Source organism: Pseudonocardia sp. OZ21 (assembly GCF_059359135.1).
Genome location: NZ_JCADBN010000016.1, coordinates 81,464 through 100,421 on the forward strand (window position 1 = coordinate 81,464; position 18,958 = coordinate 100,421).

Here is an 18,958-nt window from a genome sequence, read left to right on the forward strand (position 1 = left end):
CGGCCGACCGGTCCGGCTGTCCACGGCCCTCCGTGCCGGCCCCGGGTGCGCCACCGGGTGACGTCGCGTCGGTGAGCGGGCGTCCGAGCGGGTGGCAACCGCGCTCTGCGTAGGCTGCCGCCACGTGGCCGATGGACAAGCGCGCACGGACGTCCTCGTCGGGCTGACCGCCGACGAGGTCGCCGCCAGGGTCGCAGGCGGCCACACCAACGACGTCCCCGCCCGGGCCAGCCGCAGTGTCGGCGAGATCATCCGGGCCAACGTGCTCACCCGGTTCAACGCCATCGTGGGTGTGCTGTTCGCGATCATCCTGGTGATCGGACCGGTCCAGGACGGTCTGTTCGGCTTCGTGATCATCATCAACACGTTGATCGGCATCGTGCAGGAGGTGCGCGCGAAGCGGACCCTCGAGCGGCTGGCGATCATCGGGGAGGCCCGCTCCCGGGTGCGCCGCGACGGGGCGTCGGTCGAGCTGTCACCGAGTGCCGTCGTGCTCGACGACGTCATCGAGCTCGGGCCGGGCGACAAGGTCGTGGTGGACGGCGTGGTGCTGGCCTCGGACGGTCTCGAGGTGGACGAGTCGCTGCTCACCGGCGAGTCCGACCCGGTGCACAAGCAGCCGGGCGACCAGGTGCTCTCGGGGAGCTTCGTGACCGTCGGCACCGGCGCCCAACAGGCCACGAAGGTGGGGCGCGAGGCCTACGCGGCGAAGCTGGCCGAGGAGGCGAGCCGGTTCAGCCTCGTCGACTCCGAGCTGCGGTCGGGCATCGACCGGATCCTGCAGATCGTCACCTACCTGATGGTGCCTGCCGCTGCGCTGATCATCTGGAGCCAGCTCCACACGGTGGGCAGCGACATCGACGACGCGCTGCGCGGGATGGTCGCGGCACTGGTGCCGATGGTGCCCGAAGGGTTGGTGCTGCTCACCAGCATCGCGTTCGCCGTCGGGGTGGTCCGGCTCGGCCGCCGGCAGTGCCTCGTCCAGGAGCTACCGGCCATCGAGGGCCTGGCACGCGTCGACGTCGTGTGCGCCGACAAGACCGGCACGCTCACCGAGAACGGCATGCGGCTGGCCAGGGTTCAGCCGTTGCGAGGGGCGCCGGAGGACGGCGAGCTGCGCCGGTCGCTGGGCGCGCTGGCCGCCGCCGATCCGCGGCCCAACGCGAGCCTGGCAGCGGTGGGCGAGGGGTGCCCGTCGCCCGGCTGGACGGTGTCGGCGACGGCGCCCTTCTCGTCGGCCCGCAAGTGGAGCGGAGCGAGCTTCGGCGCCGACGGGGACTGGGTGCTCGGCGCCCCTGACGTCCTGCTGCCCGCAGGCAGTCCCGAGCGTGCGGAGGCCGAGCGGGTGGGGGCCGATGGCCTGCGGGTGCTCCTGCTCGGCCGCTCCGACCGCCCGGTGGACGCCGCGACGGCGCCCGGCACCGTCGAGCCCGCCGCGCTGGTCGTCCTCGAACAGCGGGTTCGGCCGGAAGCGGCAGGCACACTCGCCTACTTCGCGGCGCAGGACGTCGAGGTCAAGGTCATCTCGGGGGACAACGCGGTGTCGGTCGGCGCGGTGGCGGCGTCGCTCGACCTGCCGCACGCCGGCGCCCCCGTCGATGCCCGCCAGCTCCCGGAGGACCGGGTCCAGCTGGCAGGCGCGCTCGAGCGCAGCACGGTGTTCGGCCGCGTCACACCGGCGCAGAAGCGCGACATGGTGGGCGCCCTGCAGTCGCGCGGGCACACCGTCGCGATGACGGGCGACGGGGTCAACGACGTGCTCGCGCTCAAGGACGCCGACATCGGCGTGGCCATGGGCTCGGGAAGCCCGGCCACCCGTGCCGTCGCGCAGATCGTGCTGCTGGACAACTCGTTCGCCACGCTGCCGCACGTCGTCGCCGAGGGCAGGCGGGTGATCGGCAACATCGAGCGTGTCGCCAACCTGTTCCTCACCAAGACCGTCTACTCGGTGCTGCTGGCGATCCTCATCGGCGTGGTCGAGGTGCCGTTCCCGTTCCTGCCCCGGCACCTGACGTTGATCGGCTCGCTGACGATCGGCATCCCCGCGTTCTTCCTCGCGCTCGCGCCGAACACCGAACGGGCCCGCACGGGCTTCGTGCGCCGGGTGCTGCGGCTCGCGTTACCGGCGGGGGTGATCACCGGGCTGGCCACCTTCGTCACCTACCTGCTCGCCCGGACCGACGCGACGGCCACGCCGATCCAGCAGAGCACCGCCGCGGTGGTGACGCTGTACCTCGTGGCCACGTGGGTGCTCGTCGTCGTCGCCCGGCCGTTCGTGTGGTGGAAGACGGTGATGATCGCCGCGTCGGTCGTGGCCTTCTGCTACGCGCTGTTCCTCCCGGTCCTGTTCGGGCAGGACTTCTGGCAGCTCGACCCCGGCCACCGCCCGACGATGCTGCTGGCGCTCGTGGTGGCGGCGGTGGGTGCGCTGCTGGTGGAACTGGCAGCGCGCGTCAACCAGCACATCGACGCCCGCCGCGCCCGTGCCGCTGCCTGACCGCCGGAGCGGTCAGCCGGGGCGGTGCAGGTAGGCCAGCACACCCTGCGCCAGCGCACTCGCGTACCGGGCCCGGCCTTCCGGGCTGCTCATCAGCGCGGCCTCGGCGGGGTTGCGCATGTTGGCGCACTCCACGAGTGCCGTCGGGCGGGTGGCCAGGTTGAGCCCGGCGAGGTCGGACCGCGGGGAGAGGCCGTCGCGGCCGATGTAGTTCGAGTCCACGAACCCGGCGCTGCGCATGGCGTCGCGCAGCGCCGCGGACAACTCGTGCGCGGGTGCTTCCTGCGCCGGGTTCAGCGGGGGGTCGGAGTAGGCCACGTGGAATCCGGCTCCCCGGGCGGGAGCGCCGTCGGCATGGATGGAGACGATCGCGGCGGCGCCCGCGCTGTCGCCCGCCCGGCCGCGTTCGTCGACGCACGGGCCGACGCCGTCGTCGTCGGTGCGTGTCATGACGACCCGGACACCCGCCGCGGTGAGCTGCTGCTCCACCCGCGATGCGACGTCGAAGTTGAAGGCGTGCTCGGGATATCCCGCGTCGGTCTGGGTGCCGGTGGTGTTGCAGGCCTTCGTGCCCCCACGCCCGTCGGGCACCTGCCGGTTGATGGCTGCGAGGTTCCGGGCGTTGCGGCCGTTGTGGCCGGGGTCGAGCACCACCACCGGCGGTGCCACGGACACGGGCGACGGCGCTCCGGCCGGGGACGGTGCCGGGCCGGCGGCCGCAGGGAGGGGCGCCTGCGGCGCGGGCGTCGCGCAGCCACCCAGCACCGCCGACAGCGCGACGGCGCAGAGCCACAGGCGGGAGGTGCGCACGACCCTCAGCGTGGCACGGTGGCCACTGCGCCACGCCATCTCCCCGCCTGGGGGCGTCGATGTGCTGCGGAAGCGTTAGCCTTTTGCCCTGAGCCGGCCGCGTCCGACGCGCCGGGCACGACTGCGAGGAGACCGCTGGTGCAACCGGGTCAGCCCGACATGCAGATGATCCTGCAGCAGGCGCAGAAGATGCAGGAGCAGCTGATGGCCGCCCAGGCCGAGCTGGCGGAGGCCGAGGTCATCGGCCAGGCCGGCAACGGACTGGTTCAGGTCACCACCACCGCCGCGGGCGAGGTGCGTTCCGTACGGATCGATCCGAAGATCGTCGACCCCGACGACGTGGAGACCCTGCAGGACCTCCTCGTCGGCGCGCTGCACGACGCCGCGCGAGCCGCACAGGAGATGCAGGCGGAGAAGATGGGGCCGCTGGCAGGCGGTCTCGGCGACGCCGCAGGCGGCCTCGGACTTCCGGGACTCGGCTAGTGTCCCGCGCCGCAAGTCGACCACATATCTCGACGGCCCAGCTCCCCGCCGGCCGCACCGGCGACCGGCCCGAGTACACCCGGTACGAGGACCGTCCACCGGCGCACCCGGCAGAAACCTGGATCCGCCGATATACGCACCAGACTTCCGGCGCGGGACACTAGCCCGTGTTCGAAGGACCGGTCCAGGACCTGATCGACGAGCTGGGCCGGCTGCCCGGGGTGGGGCCGAAGAGCGCTCAACGGATCGCCTTCCACCTGCTGGCGGCCGACCCCGTGGACGTGTCGCGGCTGCAGGACGTGCTGCAGAAGGTCAAGGAGGGCGTGCGGTTCTGCGAGGTCTGCAGCAACGTGTCCGAGCGGGAGCGCTGCCGATACTGCTCCGACGCGCGCCGTGACCCCACGATCGTCTGCGTCGTCGAGGAGCCGAAGGACGTGCTCGCCGTGGAGCGCACCCGTGAGTTCAAGGGGCGCTATCACGTACTCGGTGGTGCACTCGACCCGCTCGCGGGCATCGGGCCGGACGGCCTGCGCATCCGCGAGTTGCTCGCCCGCCTCGGGGGGACCGGTCCGGCCCAGGACGAGACGGACATCGCCGAGGTGATCATCGCGACCGACCCCAACACCGAGGGCGAAGCCACCGCCACCTACCTGGTGCGGCTCCTGCGCGACTTCCCCGGCCTGTCGGTCACGCGGCTGGCGTCCGGTCTGCCTATGGGCGGCGACCTGGAGTTCGCCGACGAGCTCACCCTCGGCCGGGCACTGTCCGGCCGACGCGCCCTCTGACGGGCGTCCGCGCGGTGCCCGACCCTCGTGGGCCGGGCACCGCGGCGGCGCCGGACTGCAGAGCCGGCACCGCCGCCGGCGCGATCACCCCCCGGCGACCGCGCCGCGTCAGTCCTCGTCCCATGACTCGGCGTCGTGGTCGTCGACGCCGTGGTACTCGGGCTGACGGGCCTCCCAGTTCCTCCGCCGCTCCGCCGCGACCTCGCGCCACGAGCGGGCGTGCACGTTGTCGATGATCCCGACTGCGATCGCGATCGCCACCATCACGGCGACCCCGCCGATGATCACGGCGATCATGGCGACCACCGGCCCTGGTGGACGGCCACCTCGCGGGTGCTGCTGCTGCTCAGTTTGGACATCACCGTCGAGCCCCTTCCCGTTGCAACTCACTCCGACTGGTTGTCGGACAGTGGGGGATCCCGGGTTCGAACCGGGACGGGATGCAGACGCTCCGGGTCCCGGGGCGGCCGCTGCATGGAACGCAGGACGTCGATCCCAGGACGGGGGAAGCAGCGGAAGGTAGGTGATCACAGCGGCCTCCTCTCCTGGGAGCCGCGGTCGGCGTGGTGAGTACCACAACCAACCTACGGATGCTTAGATTGCCTGAAGACAGTGCGTTATGCAATTGCAAAGCTGCGGGCGACGCTCTGATCACCCGGCCGCAGCAGTGGTGGACCGGCGATCGGGAGAGGGATGGCTGCACCACAGAGCCCCGTCGGGTCTCGTCGCCGGCTGGGAGCTGAGCTCCGGCGTCTCCGGCTCAAGACCGGGCTGACGCTGGACGATGTCGCGGAGCTGATGACCTGCTCCACGTCCAAGATCTCGCGGCTGGAGACGGGCAAGGGGATCCCCAAGGTGCCCGACGTCCGCGAGCTGATGCGGATCTACGGCGTGGCCTCCGACACCGAGCGCGACATGCTGCTACGGCTCGTCCGGGACGGGCGGCAGCACGGCTGGTGGGAGTCGCTCACCGACGGCGTGCCGCCGGAGCGGTTCGTGATGGACTCCCCGAGCCGGTACGCCGCGCTGGAAAGCGATGCGACGATAGTGCGCTCGTTCGAGGTGACGCTCGTGCACGGGCTCCTGCAAGCGCAGGACTACACCCGTACGGTCCTGTCGATCCTGCTTCCGCACCATTCCGCGGAGGAGATCGACCGATTGGTGGAGTTGCGCCTCAAGCGGCAGGAGGCGTTGCGCCGGTCCGACCGTTCTCCGCTGCAACACGTCGCCGTGCTGGACGAGGCGGTGCTACGGCGCCCGGTCGGAGGAGCCGGGGTGTGGGCGGCGCAGCTCGAGCACATCCTCGAGATGGCCGACCTCCCGACGGTGACCGTCCGCGTGCTGCCCTTTGACTCGGGACTGATCCGAGCACACTTCGGACGTTTCTCGCTACTCGAGATCCCGGAAGAGCTGGGGTCCGATGTGGTCTACATCGAGGGCCAGGCAGGGGAGACCTTCCTCGATGCGAAGTCCGATGTGGACCACTACCGGGGCGTGTTCGCCGATGTCCTCCGGAGCTCCCTCTCGCCTGGGGAGTCTCGGAGGATCATCGGCGGTTACCGGTGGGGCGACTCCCCTTCGTGAGAGTCGCAAGTGGACGGTATGTTCGCGCCGACGCCCCTCGCCACCCGTCTCGGAGAACCGTCGGGGAGTCATAACTCGTTGTCTGGGAAAGCGCACTACCTGAGGAAGGCCCCCCGGTGATTCAGTACCAGATCAGCAGCTACTGCAGTGGCGGCGCTTGCGTCGAGGTCGGACGCTCGCCCGAGGGGCCGGTCGTGGTGCGTGACACCAAGGATCCGGAGCGCAGCACGTCGCTCCTCTTCACCCGTGACGAGTGGACCGCGTTCGTGGCAGGCGTGAAGGCCGGGGAGTTCGACCTGGCGTGACGGGCAGTCGCAGGGAGGGGTCGTTCCGGGCAGGAACGGCCCCTCCCTGCGTTGGCGGGAGGTTCGGCGACCACGCCGCGTAAGGGCTGAGCACCCAGCTGTAGCCCAACCGTGACACGAAGATCTACCGATCGGTATGGCCGCCCATTACCGTCTGCATCCCTGCCTTTTACCCGACGTGGGTCTCCGACCCGAAGAGGTGTTGCCCGCATGAGGTCAGCTAGACGTCTCTCCGCCGTGTTCGCAGCCGGAGCACTTGCCGTCACACTGGCCGCGTGCGCCCAGTCCGAGCGGGGTGACGGTGCTGCTCAGGGCGGGTCCGGTGCCACCGGTGGCACGCTGGTCTTCGGGGTTCCCGGCGCGCCGGACAACTTCGACCCGATCTTCGCCCAGGACGGCGAGACGTTCCGGCCGGCCCGGCAGATGTACGACACCCTGATCACCTACAAGCAGGGCACCGCGGAGCTCGCGCCCTCGCTGGCACAGGAGTGGACCGCGAACGCCGACTTCACCGAGTGGACGTTCAAGCTCCGTGAGGGCGTCAAGTTCCACGACGGCACCGACTTCAACGCCGAGGCGGTCTGCTTCAACTTCAACCGCTGGGTGAACCTGCCCAACGCGGCGGCCCAGGCGCAGGCGATCTACTACAGCGACACGTTCGAGGGATTCACCAACAACCAGGCGAGCGCCACCGGCACGCCGGTCTTCAACTCGTGCGCCGCACCCGACCCCGCCACGGCCGTGATCAAGCTGAACAAGGCCAAGGGCGCGTTCCCGGCGGCCTTCGGGCTCACGTCGCTGTCGATCTCGAGCCCGGCAGCGCTGCAGCAGTACAACGCCGACCAGATCGAGCAGAGCGGCGAGGCCTTCACCTACGGCCCCTACGCCACCGAGCACCCCACCGGCACCGGGCCGTTCAAGTTCGAGAGCTACGACCGCACGGCCAACGTGATCACTCTCGTGCGCAACCCCGACTACTGGGGTGAGCCTGCCAAGGTCGACAAGCTGATCTTCCGCGTGATCCCTGACGAGAACGCGCGCAAGCAGGAGTTGCAGGCCGGCACGATCGATGGCTACGACTACCCGTCACCCGCCGACTGGGAGTCGCTGAAGGGCAGCGGCTACAACGTGCTCGTCCGGCCGGTGTTCAACATCCTCTACCTGGGGATCAACCAGAAGAACAATCCGGCGCTGCAGGACATCAGGGTCCGCCAGGCCCTGGCCTACGCGATCGACCGTGAGTCCCTGGTGCGCAACCAGCTCCCCGAGGGCGCCGTAGTGGCCAGCCAGTTCCTGCCGGAGACGGTGGACGGCTACGCGAGCGACATCCAGCCGATCCCGTACGACCCCGAGCGTGCTAAGGCGCTGCTCGCGGAGGCCGGCCAGTCCAACCTCACGGTGAACTTCTACTACCCCACCGAGGTCACGCGGCCCTACATGCCCAACCCCACCAACATCTTCACCACGCTGCAGGAGAACCTGCGCCAGGTGGGGATCACGGTGAACGCGGTGCCGCAGCCGTGGAACGGCGGTTACCTCGACTCGGTCACCGCAAACGGCGTCCACGACCTGCACCTCCTCGGCTGGACCGGTGACTACAACGACGCGGGCAACTTCCTCGGCACGTTCTTCGGGCGCAACAAGCCGGAGTTCGGCATCACCGACCAGGCGCTGTTCCAGCAGGTCGGCGCCGCGGACGCCACGGTCGACCCGGCGGGCCACGCCGCGGCGTACGAGCAGGTCAACCGCGACCTGATGACGAAGTACCTGCCGGCCGTCCCGCTGAGCAGCTCACCGCCCGCGATCGTGGTGCGGGAGAACGTCACCGGCGTGATCCCGTCCCCGCTGACGGACGAGCGGTTCTACACGGTCAGCAAGGGCTGATCGACAGGACCCCGGGTGGCACCGCCGAAGTCGGCGGTGCCACCCTCGCTCGCCATCAGTGATCGTCGGCACCCAGGTGCCGGCGGGAGCCCGTATCGACACAGCAGGAGGGGGACATGCTGCGGTTCGTGCTGCGGCGCCTCGTGCAGGTGATCCCGACGCTGCTGCTGCTGTCGCTGCTCGTCTTCGCCTGGCTGCGCAGCCTGCCCGGCGGTCCGGCATCCGCGTTCCTCGGTGACCGTGCCACCCCGGAGCGGATCGCCGAGCTCAACCGGGTCCTCGGCCTGGACCAGCCCGTCCTGGTGCAGTACTGGCGGTTCCTCGTCCGGGTCGCGTCCGGCGACTTCGGCTCCTCGACGATCACGGGCGAGCCCGTGCTCACCGAGATCGGACGCGCGTTGCCTGCCACCATCGAGCTGTCGCTCACGGCGCTGGTGATCGCGGTCGTGCTGGGGATCCCGCTGGGCTACGTCGCGGCGCAGCACAGGGGCCGCCCGCTCGACGTCACCACCGTGATCGGCACGCTGCTCGGCGTCGCGGTACCGGTGTTCTTCCTCGGCTACCTGCTCAAGAGCGTGTTCGCGGTCCAGCTGGGCTGGTTCCCGCCGTCCGGCCGGCAGGCCGTGGACGTCGACGCCACGAACGTCACCGGGTTCGCGGTGCTCGACGGGTTCCTCACCCAGGAGTGGGACGCGAGCCTCGACGCGCTCAGCCACCTCGTGCTGCCTGCCGTGGCGCTGGCCACGATCCCGCTCGCCGTGATCGTCCGGATCACGCGGGCCTCGGTGCTCGACGTGCTGGGCTCCGACTTCGTGCGCACGGCCAACTCGAAGGGGCTCTCGCCGAGCACGGTGCGGGGCAGGCACGTCCTGCGCAACGCGCTGCTGCCGGTGTCCACGACGATCGGCCTGCAGGTCGGGTTGTTGCTGGCCGGGGCGGTGCTCACCGAGAAGGTGTTCGTCTGGGGCGGCATCGGCACCCTGCTGGCCGGAGCCATCGAGCAGCGCGACTACCCGCGGCTGCAGGCGTTGCTGCTGCTGGGCGCGCTGGTGTACGTGCTGGTGAACCTGCTCGTCGACCTGTCCTACGCGATCATCGATCCGCGGGTGCGGCTGTCGTGAGCGGAGTCCTGTCATGACCGTCACCTGGGCGCAGCGCCGCAAGGCGCGGATCGACGATCTGTCCGCCGGGCGCAGCCTCACCTCGGAGGCGTTCCGGCGGCTGCGCCACGAGCCGGCGGCGATCGCCGGTGCGGTGATCGTCGGCCTGTTCGTCGTGGTCGCCGCTCTCGCCCCGCTCATCGCCCCGCACGGCGCCGCCGAGACGTTCCCGCAGCTGCAGGAGAACCTGCGCCCGGGTGCCATCCCCGGCCCACAGGACGGCTTCCCCCTGGGCAGCGACCAGTTGGGCCGCGACTTCTTCTCCCGGGTGATCCTGGCTGCGCAGCAGACGTTGCTGGTCGGAGTGCTCGCCACGCTGATCGGGCTCGTGGTCGGCATCGTGATCGGCACCGTCGCGGGCGCGTTCGGCGGCTGGGTCGACTCCCTGCTCATGCGGATCACCGACGTCCTGCTGGCCATCCCGAGCCTGCTGCTCGCCATCTCGGTGGCCGCGCTGGCCGCGAGCCCGTCGCAGACCACCGTCATCATCGCCGTCGCGATCGTCGGCGTCCCGATCTTCGCTCGGCTGCTCCGCGGGTCGATGCTCGCCCAGCGGGAGAGCGACCACGTCGTCGCGGCCACGTCCCTCGGGGTGAAGCGGAGCGCGGTGGTGCTGCGGCACATGCTGCCCAACGCGATCGGCCCGGTGATCGTGCAGGCGACGCTGACGCTCGCCACGTCCATCCTGGACGCGGCGGCGCTGTCCTTCCTCGGCCTGGGCGACGCCGACCCCGCCCGCGCCGAGTGGGGGCTGATGCTGGCCCAGGCGCAGACGTACCTGGATGTGCGGCCTGCGCTCGCCTTCTTCCCGGCCGCCGCGATCATCGTGGTGGCGCTGGGCTTCACGTTGCTCGGGGAGTCGCTGCGCGAGGCCATCGACCCGAAGGGGCGCCGATGACCGCGTTGCTGGAGGTGCGCGACCTGCAGGTGGCCTTCACCCGCCGCCGTGAACCCGAGACGGTCGCCGTCGACTGGGTGAGCTTCGACGTCGCTCCCGGCCAGGTGGTCGGTCTCGTCGGGGAGTCCGGGTGCGGGAAGTCCGTGACGTCGCTGGCGATCATGCGCCTCCTGCCGGCCCGCGGGGTACGGCTGAGCGGCTCGGTGCGGATGGACGGCACCGACCTGCTGACGCTGTCCGAGTCGGAGATGCGGGCGCGCCGCGGGCGCGACCTGTCGATGGTGTTCCAGGACCCGCTCTCGTCGCTCAACCCGGTGATCCCGATCGGCCTGCAGGTCACCGAGGTGCTGCGCCGACACCGGGGGATGGCAGGCGACAAGGCCCGGCAGGCAGCTGCGGAGCTGCTGGAGCGGGTGGGCATCCCGGACCCGCGGCGACGCCTCGACTCCTACCCCCACCAGCTCTCCGGCGGCATGCGGCAGCGCGCACTCATCGCCATCGCGCTCGCCTGCCAGCCGCGGCTGCTCATCGCCGACGAACCGACCACCGCCCTCGACGTCACCATCCAGGCGCAGATCCTCGGGCTGCTCTCCGAGCTCGTCCGGGAGACTGGCGCGGCCCTGATCATGATCACGCACGACCTGGGGGTCGTCGCGGGGCTGTGCGAGACGGTCAACGTGCTCTACGGCGGCCGGATCGTGGAGCGCGCGCAGCGGCACCGGCTGTTCGCCACACCCCGGCACCCGTACACGCACGGGCTGTTGCGTTCGATCCCGCGGCTGGACGCGCCGCAGGGGGAGGAGCTCGAAGCCATCCGAGGCTCTGTGGTCGACAACCTGCCGTGGGGGCATGCCTGCGCCTTCGCGCCGCGGTGCCCCCGGGCGACCGAGACCTGCACCGAGGTCACCCCGGTCGCCGAGACGAGCGGTGGCCGGTTGCTGCGGTGCCACAATCCGGTCCCGGCGAGCGCGGAGTGACCACCATGGAGACGAGCGAACCGCTGCTCGACGTCCGCGATCTCGCGGTGCACTTCCCGATCAAGCGGGGGCTGGTGCTCGACCGCACGGTGGGGCACGTGTACGCCGTCGACGGCGTGTCGCTCCACATCGGACGCGGGGAGACCTACGGCCTGGTCGGCGAGTCGGGCTGCGGCAAGAGCACCCTCGGCCGGGCGATCCTGCGGCTCGTGGATCTGACGGCGGGGCAGGTGACGTTCGACGGTGTCGACGTCGCCCAGCTCAAGGGCGAACAGCTGCGGCTGATGCGCCGCCGCTTCCAGATGGTGTTCCAGGACCCGATGTCCAGCCTGGACCCTCGGCAGTCCGTCGAGTCGCTGCTGACCGAGGGCATGAAGGCACACGGGCTGTCGCGCGGCCCCGCGGCCGACGGGGCGCGGCTGCGCGAGCTCGTCGACTCGGTCGGGCTGCCGGCAGGCGCGCTGCGCCGCTATCCACACGAGTTCTCCGGTGGCCAGCGACAGCGCATCGGGATCGCCCGCGCGCTCAGCGTCGAACCCGACCTGATCGTCGCCGACGAACCGGTGTCGGCGCTCGACGTCTCGGTGCAGGCCCAGGTGCTGAACCTCCTCGGCAGGCTGCAGGCCGAGCTCGGCCTCACCTACCTGGTGATCGCCCACGACCTGGCCGTCGTCCGCCACGTCAGCGACCGGGTGGGCGTGATGTACCTCGGTGGGCTCGTCGAGGAGGCGCCGTCGCAGGACCTCTACGACGACCCGCAGCACCCCTACACCCGCGCCCTGCTGTCCGCGGTGCCGGTGCCCGACCCCGAGGTGGAGGACCACCGCGAGCGGATCCTGCTCACCGGGGACCTGCCCTCACCCGCCGCGCCCCCCACGGGGTGCCGGTTCCACACCCGTTGCCCGTGGCGCCAGGCCACGCGCTGCGACGACGAGCGTCCGGCCCTGCGCGTGATCGCCGGTGCACCCGCGGGGCACCGGGTGGCCTGCCATTACGCCGAGGACATCCGCAGTGGGCGGCTCCAGCCGCACCGCGTTGAGGTCGAGGCGGTCGACGACGTGCTCGCGCCCGGCGTCGTCCCGGATCTCCCCGGCTCGGTCACGGAGATCCTGGGTCGCTGATCGGCGGTGTCGTCACGGCCGCCCGCCGCCGGTCCTCGGCGGATCGCGCTCGGGCGCGGTGGGCCAGCAGGGCGCCGAGCAGGAGAGCCACGGGCAGGCCGATCGCGAGGCCGAGCAGCGGGTCACCCGTGACCCTCCCGCCGGCGTAGCCGATCAGGACGTACATCGCCGACCAGAGCACCGCGCCGACAACCGACGCCCGCACCACCGCGCGCAGCGGCAGGCGCAGCGCGCCGCACAGAAGGGTGGAGACCACCACCCCGACCGGCACGAAGTACGACGGCACGATCACCCCGGCCCCGGCGGTGCGCATCCGGGCCTCCACCCAGTCGACCGCCCGGGCCCCGGCAGGGCGCCGCCGCAGCCGCGCGAGCAGCGCGGGCCCGGCGTACCAGCCGACGGCGTACTTGACGAGGTCGCTGAGCAGGGAACCGACGGCCGAGGCCGCGATCACGAGCGGCAGCCACAGCGCACCGGTTGCCGACCACGAGCCGCCGAGCACCAGCACCGGCTCGGCCGGGGTGAACGGGAGGCTCGTCCACAACAGGACGACCAGATACGCGGCGGTCGGATCTACCGGCAGTCGCACAGACTGACGCTACCCGATCACGAATCCGCACCTCGGAGCCGCACTGCTCACTTGACCACCACCGGAACAGCTGTTCGGCTCCGGGGCGGCGTGGGCGACGATGGGGGTGCGGGGAACGGGCGTCAACAGGAGGACGGATGGACGAGCAGGTACTCGTGGCGACTCGGCGGGCATTGCACGGGGTGGCGGAGAGCGTGATCGCCGGCCCTCAGTACCGCGCACACGGCACGATCAGGCTGACGGTGTCGGACGGCGGGTTCGCCGGGGTGGCGTCTGCCCTGCGGGTGCAGGGCACCGAACTCGTCGGCCCGGCCGGGCGCTGGCCACTGCGCGGCACGCTGGGCGAGCTCGGGGCGGCCGCCGGCGTGGACGCCGGGCCACCCGAGGGGCTCTACAGCGACACGTCCGGCGTCGCCCTGGACGAGCCGCTGGCCATCGACCCCGCCGCGGCCGAGCTGATCCTGGGCTGGTTCGGTCGCGGTGACGCGGGGCTGCGGGCGTTCCTGCCGGAGGCGACACCCGTGCTCTGGCCGGAGCACTTCGACCTGGGCATCGACCTGGACGAGGTCAACTACGGGATCTCACCCGGCGACGCGGGGCACGCCTTCCCGTACGCGTACGTGGGGCCGTGGACCCCACGAGAGGGGGAGTTCTGGAACGCCTCGTTCGGTGCGGCGCGCTCGGCCTCCGACCTCCCGGACGCGGCAGCGGTGGCGGCCTTCTTCGCGGAGGGCCGCAGCCTGGCCTGACACCCCGAACCGAGTTGCAGCAAAGCCACGTTCACGCAACCAGATGGCATGAAAGTGGCTTTGCTGCAACGGGGTGGGGCCGGGGGACGGGCGTCAGCGCATCGCGCGGTTGACCGCCGAGACCACGGCCTTGAGCGAGGCGTTCACGATCGAGCTGTCCACGCCGACGCCCCAGAACACCGTGTCCTCCACGGCGCACTCGACGTAGGCGGCGGCCCGCGCGTCGTCGCCGGCTGACATGGCGTGCTCGTGGTAGTCGAGCACCCGCACGTCGAAGCCGATGCCGGCGAGCGCGTCGACGAACGCCGCGATCGGCCCGTTGCCGCTGCCGGTGATCTCGTGCAGGTCGTTCTCGACGCGCACGGTGGCGACGATCTCGTCGGTGCCCTCGCCGTCGCTGGTCAGGCGGTGGCGGATCAGCTTCAGCGGCGTGACGCGGCCGAGGTACTCGGTGTCGAAGACGTCACGCATCTCCTTGGGGGAGACCTCGCCGCCCTCGGAGTCGGTGACCTCCTGGACCACGCGGGAGAACTCCATCTGGAGCCGCCGCGGCAGGTCCATCTGGTGCTCGGCCTTCATGATGTAGGCGACGCCGCCCTTGCCGGACTGCGAGTTCACCCGGATCACGGCTTCGTAGGTGCGGCCGATGTCCTTCGGGTCGACCGGCAGGTAGGGCACCTCCCAGCGGAACTGGTCGACCTCGACGCCCGCCTCCGCGGCGTCGGCCTGCATCGCGGCGAAGCCCTTGTTGATCGCGTCCTGGTGGCTCCCGGAGAACGCGGTGTAGACGAGGTCGCCGCCCCAGGGGTGCCGCTCGGCAACGGGGAGCTGGTTGCAGTACTCGACGGTGCGCCGGATCTCGTCGATGTCGGAGAAGTCGATCTGTGGGTCGATGCCCTGGGTGAAGAGGTTCATGCCCAGCGTCACCAGGTCGACGTTGCCGGTGCGCTCGCCGTTGCCGAACAGGCAGCCCTCGATGCGGTCGGCGCCTGCCTGGTAGCCGAGCTCGGCGGCGGCCACGGCGGTGCCGCGGTCGTTGTGCGGGTGCAGGCTCAGGACCACGGCGTCGCGGCGGGCCAGGTGGCGGTGCATCCACTCGATGGAGTCGGCGTAGACGTTCGGCGTGGCCATCTCGACCGTCGCAGGCAGGTTGACGATCATCGGCGACTCGGGGGTCGGCTGCCAGATCGCGGAGACCGCGTTGCAGACGTCCACGGCGTACTCGAGCTCGGTGCCGGTGTAGGACTCGGGGGAGTACTCGAAGCGCCAGTCGGTGGCCGGGTACTTCTCGGCGAACCGCAGCACCTCCTCGGCCCCGTCGGTGGCGATCTTGGCGATGCCCGCGCGGTCGGAGCGGAACACGACGCGGCGCTGCAGGATCGAGGTGGAGTTGTACAGGTGGACGATCGCGCGGGGAGCGCCCTCACAGGCCTCGTAGGTGCGCTCGATCAGCTCGGGGCGGGCCTGGGTGAGCACCTGGATCGTGACGTCGTCGGGGATCAGGTCGCGCTCGATGATCTCGCGGACGAAGTCGAAGTCGGTCTGGCTCGCGGCCGGGAACCCGACCTCGATCTCCTTGTAGCCCATGCGTACGAGCAGCTCGAACATGCGGTGCTTGCGAGCCGGGCTCATCGGGTCGATCAGGGCCTGGTTGCCGTCGCGCAGGTCGACGGCGCACCACAGCGGGGCGGAGGAGATGCGCTTGTCGGGCCAGGTGCGGTCGGACAGCGAGACCGGCTCCACCTGTTCGTGGAACGGGCGGTAGCGGTGGATGGGCATGTCCGATCCGCGCTGCGGGTTCCAGACGGGCTGGCGGTCCGGCGCGGGGCGGGAGGGGGTGTGCAGGCGGGAGGCCGCCGAGGTGAAGGCGTCGGGCGAGGTGGTCATCCGGGATGTACTCCTGTGTGGGCCGATCAGACGTTCCTGACGTGACCGGCACGCACGCCGAGACCCCGCGACGAGGGGCCGGTCGGTCAGACCCCGCCGCGGCGACGAAGGAGCAGGAGTGCCACGTTTCTGAGGTTAACCCCCACAGGGGGGAGCTCCGCAACCCGGCCCTCCGGGCCGTGCCACCCGATCGAGTGATACCGACCGGTAGGACGAAGATGCGGAGCGTGTCACTATGGCCGTCTTCGTGCCGGTCACGCCGCCCTGCGGGTACAACGGGGGTACCGGAGGAGCGAGTGCCATGGGGAGGACAGTGTGACAGTGGGAACCACGGCACGCCGAGGCGTCGACGCCCTCGGCAGCGTTCTGCGGATCGTCGGGATGCTCATCGTGCTCGTCCTCGTGCTGCACATCGTGCTCACGCTCCTGGACGCGAACCCGGCCAACACCCTCGCCATGTCGATCCACGAACTGGCTGACCAGTTCAACCTGGGGCTGGCGAACCTGTTCCTGCCCGCCGACCCGAAGCTGGGCATCGTGCTGAACTACGGCACGGCCGCGCTGATCTGGTTCGCGATCACCACCGTGGTGGTGCGGATCGTGCGTCGCATCCCCTGAACGTCCCCCGCGTCCCGCCACGGATCCACCGGTCCGACGGCCGGGACGCCCCGGCGTCAACCGCCCAGCTTTCCCCTGTGGCGTGGACCATTCGCAACGGTTGCCGCGTCCCTGCCCGGTAAGGTGAGATTCCGACCAGCACCTCGGCCGGAGCGCTCACCGCGTCCCCGACGGGGACGGTAGCCCCACGGTGCCGCGCCCACGCGGCTCAGGACAGGAGGTCGGCGGTGGCCCTCGTCGTGCAGAAGTACGGCGGATCGTCAGTCCAGGACGCAGACCGCATCAAGAAGGTCGCCGAGCGGATCGTCCGGACCCACAAAGAGGGCCACGACGTCGTGGTGGTGGTGTCGGCCATGGGTGACACCACCGACGAACTCCTCGACCTCGCGGAGCAGGTGTCCCCGGCCCCGCCGCCGCGCGAGATGGACATGCTGCTCACCGCAGGTGAGCGCATCTCCAACGCGCTCGTCGCGATGGCGATCCACTCCGTCGGTGCTCAGGCCCGCTCGTTCACCGGCTCCCAGGCCGGAATGATCACCACGTCCCGCCACGGCGACGCGCGGATCGTCCAGGTCAACCCGAAGCGCCTGCGCGACGCGCTCGACGAGGGCTCGATCGTGCTGGTCGCCGGCTTCCAGGGCGTCAGCCAGGACTCGAAGGACGTCACCACGCTCGGCCGCGGCGGTTCCGACACCACCGCGGTGGCGCTGGCCGCCGCGCTGGAGGCCGACGTCTGCGAGATCTACACCGACGTCGACGGCATCTTCAGCGCCGACCCGCGGATCGTGCCCAACGCGCGGCACCTCGAGAGCATCACCTACGAGGAGATGCTGGAGATGGCCGCCTGCGGAGCGAAGATCCTCCACCTGCGCTCCGTGGAGTACGCGCGCCGGTACGACGTCCCGCTGCGGGTGCGCAGCTCCTACAACGACAAGCAGGGCTCGCTCGTCAGCGGCTCGATCAAGGAGATTCCCGTGGAGAACGCGATCATCACCGGGGTCGCGCACGACCGGTCCGAGGCCAAGATCACCATCACCGGGGTGCCGGACACGCCGGGGATGGCCGCCCGCATCTTCCGCACCGTGGCCGAGGCCGAGATCAACATCGACATGGTGCTGCAGAACATCAGCCACTCCGGGGCGCGGCGCACCGACATCACGTTCACGCTGGCGCGTACCGACGGCCCGCGTGCCGTCGCCGTGCTCACCGCCGCGCAGCCGGAGATCGGCTTCATCGAGCTGCTGCACGACGCCGAGGTCGGCAAGGTGTCGCTCGTCGGGGCGGGAATGCGCAACCATCCGGGCGTCACGGCCACGTTCTGCGAGGCCCTGTCGAACGCCGGCATCAACATCGAGACCATGAACACGTCCGAGATTCGGATCTCCGTGATCTGCCGGGTGGAGCAGCTCGACGACGCCGTACGTGCACTGCACGCCGCGTTCGAGCTCGGCGGAGCGGAGCAGGCAGTAGTGCATGCGGGGAGCGGACGATGAGCGACTACACCAGCGAGACGTCGGACCGGAACGCGTCCACGGACACCACCGGGCCGGTCGTCGCGATCGTCGGTGCCACGGGGGCCGTCGGCACCACGATGATCGACATCATCGGCGGCCGTCCTTCTGTGCCGTGGTCGGAGATCCGGCTGGTGGCCTCGGCCCGGTCAGCGGGCCGGGTGCTGCGCGTGCGCGGGCAGGACGTCACGGTGCAGGCCCTCGCCCCCGAGGTCTTCGACGGCGTCGACATCGCGCTGTTCGACGTGCCCGACGAGGTGAGCGCGGAGTGGGCGCCGATCGCGGCGTCCCGAGGCGCCGTGGTCGTCGACAACTCCGGCGCGTTCCGCATGGACCCGGAGGTGCCGCTCGTGGTGCCCGAGGTCAACGCCGACAAGGTCGGCGAGCGGCCCAAGGGCATCATCGCCAACCCCAACTGCACCACGCTGTCGATGATGGCCGCGATGGGCGCGCTGCACCGCGAGTTCGGTCTCGAGGCGCTCGTCGTGGCCTCCTACCAGGCCGCTTCCGGCGCCGGACAGGGCGGGATCGACCGCCTCTACGCCGAGCTCGCCGCCGTCAGCGGCAGGGAGGTCGGGATGCGTGGCGGCGACGTCGCGCAGGCGCTGACCGATGCCGGTCTCGACCCCGCCGCGTCGCCGTTCCCGGCGCCGCTGGCCCTCAACGTGGTGCCGTGGGCAGGCTCCCTCAAGGACGACGGGTGGTCGTCGGAGGAGCTGAAGGTCCGCAACGAGGCCCGCAAGATCCTCGGCATCCCGGATCTGAAGGTGTCGGCCACCTGTGTGCGTGTCCCCGTCGTCACCACCCACTCCCTCGCGGTGCACGCCACCTTCGCCGGTGACGTGTCGGTGGCCATGGCACAGAAGGTGCTGAGCGAGCAGCCCACGATCGTCCTGCGTGACGACCCGGCCGCCGGGGAGTGGCCCACGCCGGCCGACGCGGTGGGCGGCGACCCGACGTGGGTCGGGCGGATCCGGCAGGCGCTGGACTTCCCCAACACCCTCGAGCTGTTCCTGTGCGGCGACAACCTGCGCAAGGGCGCGGCCCTCAACACCTACGAGATCGCGGAGACGGTGGCAGCGCGGATCTGACGCCGGCTG

General features: G+C 70.9%; 18 protein-coding genes. 14 read left to right on the forward strand and 4 right to left on the reverse strand.

What is annotated here, in order from left to right; genetic code table 11:
• The first annotated feature begins 124 nt into the window (after positions 1-124).
• Positions 125-2,497, forward strand: a complete 2,373-nt coding sequence (locus AC5L35_RS29630) for an HAD-IC family P-type ATPase (protein ID WP_495063007.1) — start codon at positions 125-127, stop codon at positions 2,495-2,497.
• Positions 2,498-2,509: 12 nt separating this feature from the next.
• Here the strand turns inward: AC5L35_RS29630 and AC5L35_RS29635 are convergent, their stop codons facing one another.
• On the reverse strand, positions 2,510-3,307 hold the full coding sequence (locus tag AC5L35_RS29635; protein WP_495063008.1) for an N-acetylmuramoyl-L-alanine amidase: 798 nt from the start codon (positions 3,305-3,307) through the stop codon (positions 2,510-2,512).
• A gap of 138 nt (positions 3,308-3,445) precedes the next feature.
• Here AC5L35_RS29635 and AC5L35_RS29640 point away from each other — a divergent pair, with 138 nt between their 5' ends.
• A complete protein-coding gene (locus AC5L35_RS29640) occupies positions 3,446-3,790 on the forward strand; it encodes a YbaB/EbfC family nucleoid-associated protein (protein ID WP_312859301.1) in 345 nt (114 codons plus the stop codon).
• Between the two features lie 167 nt (positions 3,791-3,957).
• Positions 3,958-4,575, forward strand: a complete 618-nt coding sequence (recR, locus tag AC5L35_RS29645; RefSeq protein WP_495063009.1) for a recombination mediator RecR — start codon at positions 3,958-3,960, stop codon at positions 4,573-4,575.
• Positions 4,576-4,683: 108 nt separating this feature from the next.
• Here recR and AC5L35_RS29650 read toward each other — a convergent pair whose 3' ends face one another.
• On the reverse strand, positions 4,684-4,872 hold the full coding sequence (locus AC5L35_RS29650) for a hypothetical protein (RefSeq protein WP_495063010.1): 189 nt from the start codon (positions 4,870-4,872) through the stop codon (positions 4,684-4,686).
• A gap of 396 nt (positions 4,873-5,268) precedes the next feature.
• Here AC5L35_RS29650 and AC5L35_RS29655 point away from each other — a divergent pair, with 396 nt between their 5' ends.
• From AC5L35_RS29655 to AC5L35_RS29685, 7 genes are all read left to right on the forward strand, one after another.
• Positions 5,269-6,159 carry a helix-turn-helix domain-containing protein gene (locus AC5L35_RS29655; protein WP_495063011.1) on the forward strand — a complete coding sequence of 297 codons (891 nt, stop codon included), beginning with the start codon at positions 5,269-5,271 and terminating at the stop codon, positions 6,157-6,159.
• Between the two features lie 116 nt (positions 6,160-6,275).
• Complete coding sequence (locus tag AC5L35_RS29660) at positions 6,276-6,464, forward strand: DUF397 domain-containing protein (RefSeq protein WP_495063012.1); 189 nt, start codon at positions 6,276-6,278, stop codon at positions 6,462-6,464.
• Positions 6,465-6,674: 210 nt separating this feature from the next.
• Positions 6,675-8,348: an ABC transporter substrate-binding protein gene (locus AC5L35_RS29665; protein WP_495063013.1), complete on the forward strand. Its 1,674-nt coding sequence runs from the start codon at positions 6,675-6,677 to the stop codon at positions 8,346-8,348.
• A 116-nt stretch (positions 8,349-8,464) separates the two neighbouring features.
• A complete protein-coding gene (locus AC5L35_RS29670; RefSeq protein WP_495063014.1) occupies positions 8,465-9,469 on the forward strand; it encodes an ABC transporter permease in 1,005 nt (334 codons plus the stop codon).
• A gap of 13 nt (positions 9,470-9,482) precedes the next feature.
• Positions 9,483-10,406 (forward strand): ABC transporter permease, encoded by a 924-nt coding sequence (locus AC5L35_RS29675; protein ID WP_495063015.1) that lies wholly within the window; start codon positions 9,483-9,485, stop codon positions 10,404-10,406.
• Positions 10,403-11,383, forward strand: coding sequence for an ABC transporter ATP-binding protein (locus AC5L35_RS29680; protein ID WP_495063016.1), 981 nt, complete (start codon positions 10,403-10,405; stop codon positions 11,381-11,383). The genes AC5L35_RS29675 and AC5L35_RS29680 overlap by 4 nt, the downstream gene beginning before the upstream one ends.
• A gap of 5 nt (positions 11,384-11,388) precedes the next feature.
• The gene (locus tag AC5L35_RS29685; RefSeq protein WP_495063017.1) at positions 11,389-12,504 is read left to right on the forward strand and encodes an ABC transporter ATP-binding protein; all 1,116 of its coding nucleotides are present in this window, start codon (positions 11,389-11,391) and stop codon (positions 12,502-12,504) included.
• Here AC5L35_RS29685 and AC5L35_RS29690 read toward each other — a convergent pair.
• Positions 12,482-13,093 carry a DedA family protein gene (locus tag AC5L35_RS29690; protein WP_495063018.1) on the reverse strand — a complete coding sequence of 204 codons (612 nt, stop codon included), beginning with the start codon at positions 13,091-13,093 and terminating at the stop codon, positions 12,482-12,484. The genes AC5L35_RS29685 and AC5L35_RS29690 overlap by 23 nt on opposite strands.
• Positions 13,094-13,230: 137 nt before the next feature.
• Here AC5L35_RS29690 and AC5L35_RS29695 point away from each other — a divergent pair, with 137 nt between their 5' ends.
• Positions 13,231-13,842 carry a hypothetical protein gene (locus AC5L35_RS29695; protein WP_495063019.1) on the forward strand — a complete coding sequence of 204 codons (612 nt, stop codon included), beginning with the start codon at positions 13,231-13,233 and terminating at the stop codon, positions 13,840-13,842.
• 93 nt (positions 13,843-13,935) lie between these two features.
• Here AC5L35_RS29695 and leuA read toward each other — a convergent pair whose 3' ends face one another.
• The gene (leuA, locus tag AC5L35_RS29700) at positions 13,936-15,729 is read right to left on the reverse strand and encodes a 2-isopropylmalate synthase (RefSeq protein WP_495063020.1); all 1,794 of its coding nucleotides are present in this window, start codon (positions 15,727-15,729) and stop codon (positions 13,936-13,938) included.
• A 321-nt stretch (positions 15,730-16,050) separates the two neighbouring features.
• Here leuA and AC5L35_RS29705 point away from each other — a divergent pair, with 321 nt between their 5' ends.
• From AC5L35_RS29705 to AC5L35_RS29715, 3 genes are all read left to right on the forward strand, one after another.
• Positions 16,051-16,347 carry a hypothetical protein gene (locus tag AC5L35_RS29705; protein ID WP_495063021.1) on the forward strand — a complete coding sequence of 99 codons (297 nt, stop codon included), beginning with the start codon at positions 16,051-16,053 and terminating at the stop codon, positions 16,345-16,347.
• Between the two features lie 227 nt (positions 16,348-16,574).
• Positions 16,575-17,840 carry an aspartate kinase gene (locus AC5L35_RS29710; protein ID WP_495063022.1) on the forward strand — a complete coding sequence of 422 codons (1,266 nt, stop codon included), beginning with the start codon at positions 16,575-16,577 and terminating at the stop codon, positions 17,838-17,840.
• Positions 17,837-18,949 (forward strand): aspartate-semialdehyde dehydrogenase, encoded by a 1,113-nt coding sequence (locus AC5L35_RS29715; protein WP_495063023.1) that lies wholly within the window; start codon positions 17,837-17,839, stop codon positions 18,947-18,949. The genes AC5L35_RS29710 and AC5L35_RS29715 overlap by 4 nt, the downstream gene beginning before the upstream one ends.
• Positions 18,950-18,958: the final 9 nt, after the last annotated feature.

Bases quoted from the DNA above. Each gene is read 5' to 3' on its own strand.
- AC5L35_RS29650 (WP_495063010.1), bottom strand. From the start codon at position 4,872: ATGATCGCCGTGATCATCGGCGGGGTCGCCGTGATGGTGGCGATCGCG.
- AC5L35_RS29655 (WP_495063011.1), top strand. From the start codon at position 5,269: ATGGCTGCACCACAGAGCCCCGTCGGGTCTCGTCGCCGGCTGGGAGCT.
- AC5L35_RS29665 (WP_495063013.1), top strand. From the start codon at position 6,675: ATGAGGTCAGCTAGACGTCTCTCCGCCGTGTTCGCAGCCGGAGCACTT.
- AC5L35_RS29670 (WP_495063014.1), top strand. From the start codon at position 8,465: ATGCTGCGGTTCGTGCTGCGGCGCCTCGTGCAGGTGATCCCGACGCTG.
- AC5L35_RS29675 (WP_495063015.1), top strand. From the start codon at position 9,483: ATGACCGTCACCTGGGCGCAGCGCCGCAAGGCGCGGATCGACGATCTG.
- AC5L35_RS29680 (WP_495063016.1), top strand. From the start codon at position 10,403: ATGACCGCGTTGCTGGAGGTGCGCGACCTGCAGGTGGCCTTCACCCGC.
- AC5L35_RS29685 (WP_495063017.1), top strand. From the start codon at position 11,389: ATGGAGACGAGCGAACCGCTGCTCGACGTCCGCGATCTCGCGGTGCAC.
- AC5L35_RS29695 (WP_495063019.1), top strand. From the start codon at position 13,231: ATGGACGAGCAGGTACTCGTGGCGACTCGGCGGGCATTGCACGGGGTG.
- leuA (WP_495063020.1), bottom strand. From the start codon at position 15,729: ATGACCACCTCGCCCGACGCCTTCACCTCGGCGGCCTCCCGCCTGCAC.
- AC5L35_RS29715 (WP_495063023.1), top strand. From the start codon at position 17,837: ATGAGCGACTACACCAGCGAGACGTCGGACCGGAACGCGTCCACGGAC.